At 69.2% G+C, this 12,746-nt stretch carries 13 protein-coding genes and 1 tRNA gene; 6 read left to right on the top strand and 8 right to left on the bottom strand.

Going from position 1 to position 12,746, the window contains the following annotated elements; all coding sequences use genetic code 11:
- Positions 1 to 101: 101 nt before the first annotated feature.
- Together ACK1X7_RS24650 and ACK1X7_RS24655 are read left to right on the top strand one after the other, a co-directional pair.
- Positions 102 to 176, top strand: a tRNA-Asp gene (locus ACK1X7_RS24650).
- Between the two features lie 115 nt (positions 177 to 291).
- On the top strand, positions 292 to 552 hold the full coding sequence (locus ACK1X7_RS24655; protein WP_385138684.1) for a DUF6274 family protein: 261 nt from the start codon (positions 292 to 294) through the stop codon (positions 550 to 552).
- Between the two features lie 462 nt (positions 553 to 1,014).
- On the opposite strand, the gene bldC is transcribed toward ACK1X7_RS24655, so the two are convergent.
- Positions 1,015 to 1,221 (bottom strand): developmental transcriptional regulator BldC, encoded by a 207-nt coding sequence (gene bldC, locus ACK1X7_RS24660; protein ID WP_003949541.1) that lies wholly within the window; start codon positions 1,219 to 1,221, stop codon positions 1,015 to 1,017.
- Between the two features lie 498 nt (positions 1,222 to 1,719).
- Positions 1,720 to 2,556, bottom strand: a complete 837-nt coding sequence (locus tag ACK1X7_RS24665) for a hypothetical protein (protein WP_385138681.1) — start codon at positions 2,554 to 2,556, stop codon at positions 1,720 to 1,722.
- 175 nt (positions 2,557 to 2,731) lie between these two features.
- On the opposite strand from ACK1X7_RS24665, the gene ACK1X7_RS24670 reads away from it, so the two are divergent.
- Positions 2,732 to 3,886 carry a Leu/Phe/Val dehydrogenase gene (locus ACK1X7_RS24670; RefSeq protein ID WP_385138678.1) on the top strand — a complete coding sequence of 385 codons (1,155 nt, stop codon included), beginning with the start codon at positions 2,732 to 2,734 and terminating at the stop codon, positions 3,884 to 3,886.
- A 369-nt stretch (positions 3,887 to 4,255) separates the two neighbouring features.
- A complete protein-coding gene (locus tag ACK1X7_RS24675; RefSeq protein WP_385138675.1) occupies positions 4,256 to 4,510 on the top strand; it encodes a DUF3073 domain-containing protein in 255 nt (84 codons plus the stop codon).
- Positions 4,511 to 4,630: 120 nt separating this feature from the next.
- On the opposite strand, the gene purM is transcribed toward ACK1X7_RS24675, so the two are convergent.
- The 3 genes from purM to ACK1X7_RS24690 all read right to left on the bottom strand — a co-directional run bounded on the left by purM (position 4,631) and on the right by ACK1X7_RS24690 (position 8,275).
- Entirely contained in the window at positions 4,631 to 5,698 is a 1,068-nt protein-coding gene (gene purM / locus ACK1X7_RS24680) for a phosphoribosylformylglycinamidine cyclo-ligase (protein ID WP_385138672.1), read from the bottom strand.
- A gap of 40 nt (positions 5,699 to 5,738) precedes the next feature.
- On the bottom strand, positions 5,739 to 7,298 hold the full coding sequence (gene purF / locus ACK1X7_RS24685; protein WP_216343166.1) for an amidophosphoribosyltransferase: 1,560 nt from the start codon (positions 7,296 to 7,298) through the stop codon (positions 5,739 to 5,741).
- A 188-nt stretch (positions 7,299 to 7,486) separates the two neighbouring features.
- Positions 7,487 to 8,275 (bottom strand): maleylpyruvate isomerase family mycothiol-dependent enzyme, encoded by a 789-nt coding sequence (locus ACK1X7_RS24690; RefSeq protein ID WP_385138669.1) that lies wholly within the window; start codon positions 8,273 to 8,275, stop codon positions 7,487 to 7,489.
- Between the two features lie 92 nt (positions 8,276 to 8,367).
- On the opposite strand from ACK1X7_RS24690, the gene ACK1X7_RS24695 reads away from it, so the two are divergent.
- Entirely contained in the window at positions 8,368 to 8,766 is a 399-nt protein-coding gene (locus tag ACK1X7_RS24695; protein ID WP_382955506.1) for a nuclear transport factor 2 family protein, read from the top strand.
- A gap of 104 nt (positions 8,767 to 8,870) precedes the next feature.
- Here ACK1X7_RS24695 and purL read toward each other — a convergent pair whose 3' ends face one another.
- Genes purL through purS form a run of 3 tightly spaced genes read right to left on the bottom strand, consistent with a single transcriptional unit; the run spans position 8,871 to position 12,078 of the window.
- Positions 8,871 to 11,120: a phosphoribosylformylglycinamidine synthase subunit PurL gene (purL, locus tag ACK1X7_RS24700; RefSeq protein WP_385138666.1), complete on the bottom strand. Its 2,250-nt coding sequence runs from the start codon at positions 11,118 to 11,120 to the stop codon at positions 8,871 to 8,873.
- Positions 11,117 to 11,797: a phosphoribosylformylglycinamidine synthase subunit PurQ gene (gene purQ, locus ACK1X7_RS24705; RefSeq protein WP_093463487.1), complete on the bottom strand. Its 681-nt coding sequence runs from the start codon at positions 11,795 to 11,797 to the stop codon at positions 11,117 to 11,119. The genes purL and purQ overlap by 4 nt, the downstream gene beginning before the upstream one ends.
- Positions 11,794 to 12,078 (bottom strand): phosphoribosylformylglycinamidine synthase subunit PurS, encoded by a 285-nt coding sequence (gene purS / locus ACK1X7_RS24710; protein ID WP_078642640.1) that lies wholly within the window; start codon positions 12,076 to 12,078, stop codon positions 11,794 to 11,796. The genes purQ and purS overlap by 4 nt, the downstream gene beginning before the upstream one ends.
- 303 nt (positions 12,079 to 12,381) lie before the next feature.
- Between purS and ACK1X7_RS24715 the strand changes: the two genes are divergently transcribed.
- The gene (locus ACK1X7_RS24715) at positions 12,382 to 12,699 is read left to right on the top strand and encodes a histone-like nucleoid-structuring protein Lsr2 (RefSeq protein ID WP_059146536.1); all 318 of its coding nucleotides are present in this window, start codon (positions 12,382 to 12,384) and stop codon (positions 12,697 to 12,699) included.
- Positions 12,700 to 12,746: the final 47 nt, after the last annotated feature.

Here is a 12,746-nt window from a genome sequence, read left to right on the forward strand (position 1 = left end):
GCCGGGCGCGAGTTCGACCGCACCCCCTGACCTGCTGTAGAGTCTGCAACGCAGCGCACACCAGCGCGGCGCGGGGCGACGAAGTCGCAGGCGTCACTGTTGGTCCTGTGGAGCAGTTTGGAGTGCTCGCCACCCTGTCAAGGTGGAGGCCGCGGGTTCAAATCCCGTCAGGACCGCTTAACCGGAAGGCCCGGATCCGTATATGGATCCGGGCCTTTGGCGTCTTGACGGCACACCACACCCAGAGGTACCCAAGCTAGAAGGCGCGGGGGCGCGCGGGAGGTGCGGCGCATGACGACGTCCGCGAGACATGAGACCAGGGCGCTGCTGCGCGCCCATCTGGCGGCTGCGGCGGGCAACCGCCACTTCACCCGGCACTGCCCGATCTGCCATCGTCTGCTGCGGCTGGCGATGGAGCCCTCGGCGGCCGAGGAGGCGGGTGACGGAGCTGCCGACGGGGCCGCCAACGGAGCCGGAGACAGGGCCGGAGACAAGGTCGGCGACGGGGCCGGCCAGGAGGCGACGGCCGCCGCTCCACCGTCAACTCGGTAAGCCCTTACCGCAGTTGTCCTTTAGCGCAACCAGTGGACACAGGGCAACGGCTGGACAGTGTGACGGGAGTCACCGAATGAGTTTCCGGAGTGAGGGAACTTACACCCCGCTCACGATGGGTCAATTTAATATGTGCAATTGCACCGTCTGTCCGTGCCCGCCCGAACGCTCGCCCGGGAGCCCCCCGAGGACCACCCGAGGGCCTCCCGGAGACACCGCGGGACACCCCGGGCAAGCCGAACGATCGCCCCTCCAGGGCCACTTGCGACCCCTGCGGAGGCACCCCCCGGAAGGCCGTTCCCGGGCATAAAAAGATCGCGCCGGACCCGGCGGAGTCCAGCGCGATCTACGACGCACCCATGTCGAGCGGTGGCGGGCCTGTTGGGGCAGGCACCCGTCGTGTGGAGCTATACAGGCGAAAACCGGGCTGGGGGGCCCGGAAATGCCCGGTTATGCGGTTGTTCAGGCTTCGCTGCGCTGCTGCGGGATGCCCGCAAGAAGTGCACGGACCTCCGCTTCGCGGTAGCGCCGATGCCCTCCGAGCGTGCGGATGGACGTGAGTTTGCCCGCCTTCGCCCAGCGAGTGACCGTCTTCGGGTCCACGCGGAACATCGTGGCAACCTCAGCCGGGGTCAGCAGCGGCTCGGCATCAGGGGTGCGAGCGGTCATGAGCGGCCTCCTCGGGAGAACCGAACCATCACGGTTCTTTCCTCTAAATTCTGCACCTTGACCCGCGTTGCCCGAAATGGCGGACGCGGGCCGAGTCGGTTATAGGACGAACGGCTTGTCCTCGGCACTACAACTACACCATCTGTCCAGCCCCGTCGGCCAAACCGATGGAATTGCCCTCTCAGGTGTCCAACCTCAACGGAAGCCGATGGACCATGCCATAGCGGACAGTCACACGGCCGTGACGATCAGTCACAACAGGATCAGGGGTAACCAGATCCATCAAGGAGTGCAATACCGATGAATCCGCCCATAGTTGGACGGAAGGAGTCCCTCCCGGACTCCTTGTCCTATTTTGACACGAGGGTGGGCGATTACCGCAAGGCCCGAAGTCAGTGCTTTAGGTCACGATTGAGGCAATGGCCCGGATCGGGACCTACGTCCCCGTCTGTTCCGGCCGACCGTCAACCGGCCGCCCGGCGCCGTTTCCGGCCGGGCTCAGCTCGCGTTCTGCCGCCCGCGGATCACGCTCCAGCGGTCGGTCAGCCGCTCGTACGCGCTGCCCGCCCGCTCCCCGTCCCCGTCGCGCAGCGCCGCGAGGCCCTCCGCCACATCCGCGGCCGAGTGGTCCTCCTCGAGCTGCCCGGCCGGCAGCGTGTGCACCAGGCCGCCGTAGTCCAGCTCGACCAAGGACCGGGGGTGGAACTCCTCGAGCCACCGGCCGACGTCCACCAGCCCGTCGATCAGCGGCCCCTCGCCGAGGGACTCCTTGAGCACCTTAAGGCCACGCGCCACCCGGCGCCTCGCCTGGACCATCGGGGTGCGGTAACGGAGGATGAGACCGTCGTCACCCTTGGTGAATTCGCGCTCCTCGTCCCCGAAGAGCACGAACCAGCGCACCGGCACATGCCAGGTCGCCGAGCGGATCCACGGCCGGGCGTCCGGGTTGCGCTCCAGCCACCGCTCGAAGTCCGCCACCGCCTGCCGGCGCACCACCGGGGGCAGGGCCGCGTCCAGGAGGGGCCCGGGAAGGCGCTCCGGCAGCTCCTCCAGGGCCAGCCAGCCCCTCAGCCGCGTACGCCAGGGACAGACGCATGTGACGCCGTCCACGACCGCCACGAAGGCGTCCGCGCTCTCGTGCACCGGAACCGCCACCGGGGGCACCGGCAGCAGGTCCGCGAGCGAGCGGCGCAGCTCGTCCTGCGCACCGGGCAGGTCCTCGCGCTTGGCGTACCGCGCCCAGTGCGATCGCTCCGGCTCCGGAAACGCTGCCAGTGGCTCATAGACCCGGAGATACGCCGCGTACGGGACAATCACCGAAGACGCCAAGGTCACACGCGCTCCCTCAAGGCTGAGACCACCGCCAGGGGCTCCCTCACCCCCACCTGACGGCATCGTCCCATGCCCGCTATCCGGACTCGTCGGGGACATGGCCGATCCCCTGGGCCCCAGGGCTTACCCTCTTGCCCACGGCCCTCCCCACCAGCCAGGAGGGCGTCTACCCCGACCTATGGGAGTCACCACCGTGACCGACGTACGTCACACCGTCAGCGCCGACGGTCCGACGGAGAGTCGCGTGCCGAACCCTCTCTCACCGCTTGCGACGCTGTTCCGGTCCGATCTCGGCGGGCATGAGCAGGTCCTGCTCTGCCAGGACCGCGAGAGCGGCCTCAAGGCCGTCATCGCCCTCCACTCCACCGCCCTGGGCCCGGCCCTCGGCGGCACCCGCTTCCACGCCTACGCCTCCGAGGAGAACCCCGAAGAAGCGGCGCTCCTCGACGCCCTCAACCTCGCCCGCGGCATGTCCTACAAGAACGCGCTCGCCGGGCTCGACCACGGTGGCGGCAAGGCCGTGATCCTCGGCGATCCCGAGGAGATCAAGACCGAGAAGCTGCTGCTCGCCTACGGCCGTTTCGTGGCCTCCCTGGGCGGCCGCTACGTCACCGCCTGTGATGTGGGCACCTATGTGTCCGACATGGACGTCGTCGCCCGCGAGTGCCCCTGGACCACCGGCCGCTCCCCCGAGAACGGCGGCGCGGGCGACTCCTCGGTGCTGACCGCCTTCGGTGTCTTCCAGGGGATGCGGGCGAGCGCCCAGGCGTCCTGGGGCGCGCCCACGCTGCGCGGCCGCCGAGTCGGCATCGCGGGGGTCGGCAAGGTGGGCCACCACCTGGTCGACCATCTGCTGGAGGACGGCGCCGAGGTCGTGGTCACGGATGTGCGCGGGGAGTCGGTGGACCGCGTACTGGCCCGCCACCCCCGCGTACGGGCGGTCCGGGACACCGACGCGCTGATCCGCGACGACCTGGACGTCTACGCCCCGTGTGCGCTCGGTGGCGCCCTGGACGACGCCACGGTGCCCGTCCTGACCGCGAAGGTGGTGTGCGGCGCGGCCAACAACCAGCTCGCCCACCCGGGGGTCGAGAAGGACCTGGCCGGCCGCGGGATCCTCTACGCGCCGGACTATGTGGTGAACGCCGGTGGTGTCATCCAGGTGGCGGATGAGCTGCACGGGTTCGATTTCGACCGGGCCAAGGCGAAGGCGGCAAAGATCTTCGACACGACTTTGGCCATTTTCGATCGGGCACAGACCGACGGAATCCCGCCCGCCGCGGCCGCCGACCGGCTGGCCGAGCACCGGATGGCGGAGGGCCACGACGCCTGAGCCATGGCCCACAGGCGCCTGAGAGCGTCTGGGCGCGGCCGGGGGCAGGCCGTGCGGGATCTTGCCGGAGGCCGCCGGACGGGCGACGTGGGAGCCCCCTGGGAGCCATCGGCGAGAGATCCCTCACGGCCTGTCGGCGGGTCGGCCCGCAAGACAGGTTAAAATCGCAGTTGACCAGCGAGGAACGGGCTCCTCGCGGGTTCTGCCTCGTGGCACGTCGTGTGGGCGACGTACCGTATGGCCACAGAAGCAGGTACCGTTGAAGCCCTACGGGCCGGTCTCTCTTATGAGAGTCCGCTCTGATTTATGAACGTGAACGCGTGTCAAGACTCTGGGGCCGTCGAGCCCCGTCGTTGAGGGGGTCGAGCCATGGGGCGCGGCCGGGCCAAGGCCAAGCAGACGAAGGTCGCCCGCCAGCTGAAGTACAACAGCGGTGGGACGGATCTCTCACGCCTGGCCGAGGAGCTGGGCGCATCGACACCGAGCCAGCCGCCGAATGGCGAGCAGTTCGAGGACGATGAGCTGGACGACGACCCGTACGCACAGTACGCGGATCTGTACAACGACGATGAGGACGAGGACGACGACCAGTCCGATGCGTCCCCGCAGCGTCGCCGCGCCTGAACCACCCGTTCCAGGCGCTCGGCTTCTCGCCGCACATCTCCACCGGTCCGGGGCACCCGCCTCGGACCGGCTTCTGTGCTGTCCGCGCACACCGCGCGGTCCACTCGGCCCGCATGGTCATCAGCTCGCGTGGTCACCGGTCAGCGTCACCGCTTCCGCGTCCCCGGCCGTGCGCTCGGTGATCTCACCGCTGACCCATGCCTCGACACCGCGGTCGGCGAGCGTGGTGAGCGCCACATCGACGGAGTCGGCCGGGACCACCGCCATCATGCCGACGCCCATGTTGAGGGTCTTCTCCAGCTCGAGACGCTCGACCGAGCCGGCCTGACCGACCAGCTCGAAGATCGCGCCGGGGGTCCAGGTCGAGCGGTCCACGACCGCGCGCAGCCCCTCGGGGATGACCCGCGCCAGGTTATTGGCGAGCCCGCCGCCGGTGATGTGCGAGAAGGCGTGCACCTCGGTGGTGCGGGTGAGGGCCAGGCAGTCCAGCGAGTAGATCCGGGTGGGCTCCAGCAGCTCCTCCCCCAGCGTCCGGCCGAGCTCCGGCACCTCGCGGTCCAGCGCCCAGCCGGCCCGGTCGAAGAGCACATGGCGGACGAGTGAGTACCCGTTCGAGTGAAGTCCGGACGAAGCCATGGCGATCACCGCATCACCCGTTCGGATGCGATCGGCGCCCAGCACCCGATCGGCCTCGACCACGCCCGTACCGGCCCCGGCGACATCGAAGTCATCGGCGCCCAGCAGTCCCGGGTGCTCGGCGGTCTCGCCGCCCACCAGGGCGCAGCCGGCGAGGGTGCAGCCCTCGGCGATGCCCTTGACGATGGCGGCGACGCGCTCGGGGTAGACCTTGCCGACGCAGATGTAGTCGGTCATGAAGAGCGGCTCGGCGCCGCAGACCACCAGGTCGTCCACGACCATGCCGACCAGGTCGCGGCCGATGGTGTCGTACACGCCCATCCGCCGGGCGATGTCCACCTTGGTGCCGACCCCGTCGGTGGCGGAGGCGAGCAGCGGACGCTGGTAGCGGGCCAGCGCGGAGGCGTCGAAGAGCCCGGCGAAACCGCCGAGGCCGCCCACGACCTCGGGCCGGCTCGCCTTCTTGACCCACTCCTTCATCAGCTCGACGGCGCGGTCACCCGCCTCGATGTCGACGCCCGCGGCGGCGTAGGTGGACCCGGACTCAGGCATGACGTTGAGATCTTTCGTATCGGGGATGACAGGCGTGCGCTCAGGGACGGCGCAGGGCGTCGGCGCCGCCGACACCAGCGGTCAGCGTCGTCACACCGTCGGCGTCGGCGCTGTTCGGGGCCTGTGTTTCGGACTCCAGGAGGTGCTTGCCCAGCAGCCCCGGATCCGGCAGCTCCATCGGGTACTCACCGTCGAAGCAGGCGCGGCACAGATTCGGCTTGGCGATCGTGGTCGCCTCGATCATGCCGTCGGTGGAGATGTACGCCAGCGAGTCGGCGCCCAGCGACTTGCCGATCTCCTCGACCGAGAGGCCGTTGGCGATCAGCTCGGCGCGGGTGGCGAAATCTATGCCGAAGAAGCACGGCCACTTGATCGGCGGCGACGAGATCCGGATGTGGACCTCGGCGGCACCGGCCTCGCGGAGCATCCGCACCAGGGCGCGCTGGGTGTTCCCGCGGACGATCGAGTCGTCGACGACCACCAGGCGCTTGCCCCGGATGACCTCCTTGAGGGGGTTGAGCTTGAGCCGGATGCCGAGCTGGCGGATGGTCTGCGAAGGCTGGATGAAGGTCCGGCCCACATAGCTGTTCTTGACCAGTCCGGAGCCGTAGGGAATCCCGCTGGCCTCGGCGTAGCCGACGGCGGCGGGGGTGCCGGACTCGGGCGTCGCTATGACCAGGTCGGCGTCGGCGGGGGCCTCCTTGGCCAGCCGGCGGCCCATCTCGACCCGGGAGAGGTACACATTCCGGCCCGCGATATCGGTGTCGGGGCGGGCGAGGTACACGTACTCGAAGACGCAGCCCTTGGGGCGGGCCTCGGCGAAGGTGGTCGAGCGCAGCCCGTTCTCGTCGATGGCGACCATCTCGCCGGGCTCGATCTCACGGATGAAGGACGCGCCCACGATGTCCAGGGCGGCGGTCTCGGACGCCACCACCCAGCCGCGCTCGAGGCGGCCGAGGACCAGCGGGCGGATGCCCTGGGGGTCGCGCGCCGCGTACAGCGTGTGCTCGTCCATGAAGACGAGGCTGAAAGCGCCCTTGACCTTGGGCAGCACGATGGGGGCCGCCTGCTCGACGGTCAGCGGCTTGCCGTCGTCGTCCACCTGGCCCGCGAGCAGCGCGGTGACCAGGTCGGTGTCATTGGTCGCCGCGACCTGGGTGGCCCGGCCGCCGTCCCGGGGCAGGGCCGCGACCAGCTCCGCCAGCTCGGCGGTGTTGACCAGGTTCCCGTTGTGGCCGAGCGCGATCGAGCCATGGGCGGTGGCCCGGAAGGTCGGCTGCGCGTTCTCCCACACCGAGGCTCCGGTGGTGGAGTAGCGGGCATGACCGACCGCGATATGGCCCCGCAGAGAGCCGAGAGAGGTCTCGTCGAAGACCTGGGAGACCAGGCCCATGTCCTTGAAGACGAGGATCTGGGAGCCGTTGCTCACCGCGATGCCCGCGGACTCCTGTCCGCGGTGCTGCAGTGCGTACAGCCCGAAATAGGTGAGTTTGGCGACCTCTTCACCCGGTGCCCAGACTCCGAAGACGCCGCAAGCGTCCTGGGGGCCCTTCTCACCGGGGAGCAGGTCGTGGCTGAGTCGTCCGTCACCACGTGGCACGTCATCGAGTCTAGGCCAGTTCGGCGGTGCCTCCGAACGAGGGACCCGTCAGGGGGGCGTAAGTCACATTCCCCGCACCGCTCCGGGCCCCCGGAACCCGTGCCCTGCCTGCGATGGGCAGGGGCGAAAATCCGTGGCCGAGGCGAGGATCACATCTCGCGCCCCGAAAACGATCACAGGGTGTGCGCTCAGCCGAGAACGGGGAGGTGGGCGGAGAGGTCGGCGCGGTCGCCGCTCGCGGTCAGCGGTGCCGAATCCAGGGCATCGGCCCAGGTCAGGCGGCCCGTGGCGAGGCGGATCCAGGTCAGCGGATCGGTCTCGACGACGTTCGGCGGGGTGCCGCGGGTGTGCCGGGGGCCCTCGACGCACTGGACCACGGCGAACGGCGGGATCCGCAGCTCGACCGAGCCGCCGGGCGCCTTCGCCGCGAGGGCGTCGGCGAGCACCCGGACCGCGGTGGCCAGCGCCTGGCGGTCGTGCCGTACGGGCACTCCGGTGGCCGCCGTCAGATCGTCGGCGTGGACCACCAGCTCCACACACCGGGTGACCAGGTAGTCCTCCAGCCGCATCGCGCCGACGCGAGTGGCCAGCAGCCGGTCACCGGGCGCGACGGAGATCGTCTCCGCGAACCGCGCCTCGGCGCGCTCCAGCAGCTCGCCCAGCTCCTCGCCCGCCGCGAGCGCCCTGGTCTCCTCGGCGATGGGCCCGGAGTGCGCGGCGAGCGCCGCCGCCCAGCCGGTGACGGTGACCTCGCGCGCGGGCGGCGCGGGCCGCTCCAGGAGCCGGACGACGGAAGTCACGGCCATCGCCAGATGCGCGACCAGCTCCCGGACCGTCCAGCCGCCGAGCCGGGTGGGGGCGTCCAGACCCGTCTCGTCCAGCTCCTCGGCCGCCTTCCGCACCAGCCGAAGCTGCGCGATCACGGCGGTACGGGTCTTGGCGGGGTCGTACGTACGGGCGCGAGTACGGGGCGGCATGGCGCCGAGCCTATCGACAGCCCGGCGGGGCAGGCGGAGGATGGATGGAAGGGGTTAGAGCGGTATCAATCAGGATGAAAGGTGTGAATGACATGGGTGAGCATCCGGATGCCGCCGTGGTGCGCCGCGCATGCACCGCGTTCCAGGAAGGCGACCTGGACACCCTCTCCACGCTGCTGACGGCGGACGTCATGCAGCATGTGCCCGGGGACAACATGCTCTCCGGACACCACAAGGGCCGGGACGCCTGCATGGATCTGTACCGCACCGAGTTCGAGGAGACCGGTGGCACGCTGCGGGTCGATCTGGAGTCGGTGCTGCCCGACGGACGCGGGCATGTGATCTCCGGCCACCACGTCCGCGCCGAGCGCGGCAACCGCACGCTGGACATGAAGACCGGGCTGTTCTTCACCATCGTCGGCGGGAAGATCAGTGACATCGACCAGTGTGTCGAGGACATCGACGCCGCCAACGCGTTCTGGGGCAAGTGAGCCCCGCAAGGCCCGAAGCGACCGTACGGCCCGCTCCCTGACGGCAGGGAGCGGGCCGTACGTCGCAAGGACGCGGGTCCTCAGGCCGGCAAGGGCGCGGGTCCTCAGGCCAGCAGGCCCGGGATCGTCGCCTCGTACGGCTCCCTCAGCTCGGCCAGCGGGATGGAGAACTGCCCCTGGACGTCGATCGCGTCGCCGTCGATCACACCGATACGGGCCGCCGGAAGCCCGCGCGCCCCGCACATGTCCTTGAAGCGGACCTCCTCGCTGCGCGGTACGGCGACGATCGCCCGGCCCGCGGACTCGGAGAACAGCAGGACGAACGGGTCAAGACCGTCGGGGACGACGATCCGGGCGCCCTTGCCGCCGCGCAGACACGATTCGGTGAGCGCCTGGATCAGACCGCCGTCGGACAGGTCGTGGGCCGCGTCCACCATGCCGTCGCGCGAGGCCGAGATCAGGATCTCGGCGAGCAGCCGCTCCCGCTCCAGGTCCACCTTGGGCGGCAGTCCGCCCAGATGGTCGTGGACCACCTGGGACCAGGCCGAGCCGCCCAGCTCCGCCGCGGTGTCGCCCAGCAGATAGAGCAACTGGCCCTCCTCCGCGAAGGCGATCGGGGTGCGGCGGGCCACATCGTCGATCACGCCGAGGACGGCGACCACCGGCGTCGGGTGGATGGCCACCTCGCCGGTCTGGTTGTACAGCGACACATTGCCGCCGGTGACCGGGGTGCCCAGGGTCAGACAGCCGTCGGCGAGGCCGCGGGTGGCCTCCGCGAACTGCCACATGACCGCGGGGTCCTCCGGCGAGCCGAAGTTGAGGCAGTTGGAGATGGCCAGCGGCGTGGCGCCGGACGCGGCCACATTGCGGTACGACTCGGCGAGCGCGAGCTGCGCCCCCGCGTACGGGTCCAGCTTGGCGTAGCGGCCGTTGCCGTCCGTGGCGACGGCCACGCCGAGGCCGGTCTCCTCGTCCACGCGGACCATGCCGGAGTCCTCGGGCTGGGCGAGGACCGTATTGCCCTGGACGAAACGGTCGTACTGATCGGTGATCCAGGACTTGGACGCCTGGTTCGGCGAGGCGACCACCTTGAGGACCTGCTCGCGCAGCTCCTCGGCGGTGGCCGGGCGCGGCAGCCTGCCCGCGTCGTCGGCCTGGAGCGCGTCCTGCCACTCGGGGCGGGCGTAGGGGCGCTCGTAGACCGGGCCCTCGTGGGCGACGGTGCGCGGCGGGACGTCGACGATCTGCTCGCCGTGCCAGTAGATCTCCAGCCGCTCGCCGTCGGTGACCTCACCGATGACGGTGGCGATGACGTCCCACTTCTCGCAGATCTCCAGGAAGCGGTCGACCTTCTCGGGCTTCACGATCGCGCACATGCGCTCCTGCGACTCGCTCATCAGGATCTCCTCGGGGGAGAGCGAGGAGTCGCGCAGCGGCACGGTGTCCAGCTCGACCCGCATACCGCCGGAGCCGGCGCTGGCGAGCTCGCTGGTGGCGCAGGACAGGCCCGCGCCGCCGAGGTCCTGAATGCCCTCGACCAGGTCCTCCTTGAAGACCTCCAGGGTGCACTCGATGAGCAGCTTCTCCTGGAAGGGGTCGCCGACCTGGACGGCGGGACGCTTGGTGGGTTTTGTGTCGTCGAAGGTCTCCGAGGCCAGCACGGAGACGCCGCCGATGCCGTCGCCGCCGGTGCGGGCGCCGTAGAGGATCACCTTGTTGCCGGCGCCGGACGCCTTGGCGAGGTGGATGTCCTCATGCTTCATCACGCCCACGCAGAGCGCGTTGACCAGCGGGTTTCCCTGGTAGCAGGGGTCGAAGACGACCTCGCCGCCGATATTGGGCAGGCCCAGGCAGTTGCCGTAGCCGCCGATGCCCGCGACCACACCGGGCAGCACCCGCTTGGTGTCGGGGTGGTCGGCGGCGCCGAAGCGCAGCGGGTCCATCACGGCCACCGGGCGGGCACCCATGGCGAGGATGTCGCGGACGATGCCGCCGACGCCGGTGGCCGCGCCCTGGTAGGGCTCGATGTACGAGGGGTGGTTGTGCGACTCGACCTTGAAGGTGACCGCGTAGCCCTGGCCGACGTCGACCACACCCGCGTTCTCGCCGATGCCGACGAGCAGCGCGTCGCTCTCGGGGGCCTTCTCGCCGAACTGCCGCAGATGGACCTTGCTCGACTTGTACGAGCAGTGCTCGGACCACATGACGGAGTACATCGCGAGCTCGGCGCCGGTGGGGCGGCGGCCCAGGATGGCGCGGATGCGCTGGTACTCGTCCTGCTTGAGACCGAGCTCGGCCCAGGGCTGCCCGTCGTCCGGGGTCTGCGCCGCGTGCTTGGTGGTGTCCAGGGTCATGCGCTGACCAGCCTCTTGAGGATCGAGGTGAAGAATCCGAGACCGTCGGTGCGACCGGTGCCGATCAGCGGTTCGACGGCGTGCTCGGGGTGGGGCATGAGGCCGACGACATTGCCCGCCGCATTGGAGATACCGGCGATGTCGCGAAGCGAGCCGTTGGGGTTCAGCTCCTCATAGCGGAAGACGACGCGTCCCTCGGCCTCGAGTTCATCGAGGACACGCTCATCGGCGACATAGCGTCCATCGATGTTCTTCAGCGGGATGTTGATCTCCTGGCCCTGCTCGTATGAGCGCGTCCAGGCGGTCTCCGCGTTTTCCACTCGCAACTTCTGATCGCGGCAGATGAAGTGCAGATGGTTGTTCCGCAGCATCGCACCGGGGAGGAGATGGGTCTCGGTGAGAACCTGGAAGCCATTGCAGATGCCAAGCACCGGCATACCGGCCTTCGCCTGATCGATCACCGACTCCATTACCGGAGAGAACCGGGAGATCGCTCCGGCGCGCAGATAGTCGCCATAGGAGAAGCCGCCCGGCAGGATCACCGCGTCGACCTGCTTGAGGTCCTTGTCGCGGTGCCACAGCGGTACGGCTTCCAGGCCGGCGGTGCGCACCGCGCGCTGGGTGTCACGGTCGTCGAGCGTGCCGGGGAAAGTGATGACTCCGATGCGTGCGGTCACGACTCGGCCTTCACGGCGGTGGCGTCGGCACCCTCGCCGACCTCGACCTTCACGGAAAAGTCCTCGATCACGGTGTTCGCCAGGAAGGTCTCGGCGATCTCATGGATACGGGCGAGGGCGGCATCGTCGACCGGGCCCTCCACCTCGAGTTCAAAGCGCTTGCCCTGACGGACATCGGCGATCCCCTCGAAACCGAGGCGGGGCAGTGCTCGCTGCACCGCCTGGCCCTGGGGGTCGAGGATCTCCGGCTTGAGCATGACGTCGACTACGACGCGTGCCACTGGCACTCCCGGTGGTGTGGTGCTGGTGCGTAAGGCGGTGGCCCAAGCCTACCCCGGCGAAAATTCTACGCGAGTAGATATGCAAGGGTTCGGTCACGTTTAAGCATCGTCGGTGACAACTGACGGGGAAAGGTCGGGGGAAAACGTATGGTCCCGATCACGGCGTGACACGCGGATGGAATTACCGGGGTTCACAATGCAATGCCAGTCGCTGTACAAATGAAAAAGCATTGTTGGACACAACTGGACAGCTCACATCTTTGCACGTCAACGCATCGATGCAGCCCGAAAGGACCGATATCCGTGGCGCAGCGCGTAGTAGTCACGCTCTCCGACGACCTCGAGGGCGGCCAAGCGGAAGAGACGGTCACGTTCGGACTCGACGGCAAGTTGTACGAGATCGACCTCAACTCTGCCAATGCGTCGAAACTGCGCGACGCGCTGGCGCCGTACGTGGAGGCCGGCCGCAAGCGGGCCCGCTCCGGCAAGACGTACCGCCGTACCGATGTCGCCCCGGACCCGGCCGCGGTGCGCGCCTGGGCCAGGTCGCACGGCATGGAGGTGCCGCCGCGCGGCCGGATCCCCAAGAAGGTCTACGAAGCCTTCAACGAGTCGGCCTGAGTGACCCGTTCAGCCGAGTTGCACACCACCCCGGGTGATCCGCTAAA

Source organism: Streptomyces sp. CY-1 (assembly GCF_047218265.1).
Classification (GTDB): domain Bacteria; phylum Actinomycetota; class Actinomycetes; order Streptomycetales; family Streptomycetaceae; genus Streptomyces; species Streptomyces niphimycinicus.

Coding starts and splice junctions, on each gene's coding strand:
- ACK1X7_RS24655 (WP_385138684.1), top strand. CDS start 292: ATGACGACGTCCGCGAGACATGAGACCAGGGCGCTGCTGCGCGCCCAT.
- bldC (WP_003949541.1), bottom strand. CDS start 1,221: ATGACCGCTCGCACCCCTGATGCCGAGCCGCTGCTGACCCCGGCTGAG.
- ACK1X7_RS24670 (WP_385138678.1), top strand. CDS start 2,732: ATGGGAGTCACCACCGTGACCGACGTACGTCACACCGTCAGCGCCGAC.
- ACK1X7_RS24675 (WP_385138675.1), top strand. CDS start 4,256: ATGGGGCGCGGCCGGGCCAAGGCCAAGCAGACGAAGGTCGCCCGCCAG.
- purM (WP_385138672.1), bottom strand. CDS start 5,698: ATGCCTGAGTCCGGGTCCACCTACGCCGCCGCGGGCGTCGACATCGAG.
- ACK1X7_RS24690 (WP_385138669.1), bottom strand. CDS start 8,275: ATGCCGCCCCGTACTCGCGCCCGTACGTACGACCCCGCCAAGACCCGT.
- ACK1X7_RS24695 (WP_382955506.1), top strand. CDS start 8,368: ATGGGTGAGCATCCGGATGCCGCCGTGGTGCGCCGCGCATGCACCGCG.
- purL (WP_385138666.1), bottom strand. CDS start 11,120: ATGACCCTGGACACCACCAAGCACGCGGCGCAGACCCCGGACGACGGG.